Origin of the sequence: Rhodococcus sp. T7 (assembly GCF_009872365.1) — a bacterium.
Taxonomy (GTDB): Bacteria; Actinomycetota; Actinomycetes; order Mycobacteriales; family Mycobacteriaceae; genus Rhodococcus_F.
The window spans coordinates 1-572 of the sequence record NZ_WXYH01000304.1; the positions used below are offsets into that span (position 1 = coordinate 1).

Genomic DNA, 572 nt, shown 5'->3' on the forward strand with positions numbered 1-572 from the left:
AAGGGGGTAGGTGACCGCCGTCAGGTTCGCCAACAGTCTCAGCCGCGGCCCGCTGAACGCGAACGATGCCACGCCCAAGGCCAATCCCGGCCCGAAGAACAGCACCAACGCGAGCGGTGTCCACCATCCCGCCATCACATCGGTCAAGCTCCGCACGTCGGCGACAAGCAGAAGGAGGTAGAACAGGTACCCGGCGCCGATGAAGCGTGCGAACATGCGCAAGATCTGATCGGCGGTGCTGACAGATGCATGGGCAGCGGCATGCGGAGCGGGCGCTAGTGTTTGCGTCGGCGTCGTTGAGGTATCGGTAGCCATCCGTCCTCCAGCGCGCGTTTATACAGATCGGTCTTCGTTGGTGCAGGTCGGCCCGCCTCAGCGTACTTCTGACGGATCCGGCCGAGGTAATCGTTCACAGTCTCCTGCGCGAGGCCCGTGAGGGAGGCCACCCGAGCGGCCTTCTCCCCGGATGCGTAGAGGGCCAGAACCTCTCGCTGTCTCGGGCTCAGGTCGACGTCCAACAGGTTCGGATCGCCGTCGATCGCGGCCGCCCAATCGGTGGTCGCCACCACACC

General features: G+C 64.9%; 1 protein-coding gene and 1 pseudogene. Both read right to left on the reverse strand.

Annotated elements, in window-relative coordinates; all coding sequences use genetic code 11:
• Positions 1–216, reverse strand: a pseudogene (locus MLGJGCBP_RS24100) (ATP-binding protein); the annotation flags it as partial.
• 59 nt (positions 217–275) lie between these two features.
• The coding region (locus MLGJGCBP_RS24105) for a LuxR C-terminal-related transcriptional regulator (protein WP_236581196.1) at positions 276–572 on the reverse strand (297 nt) is incomplete at its 5' end.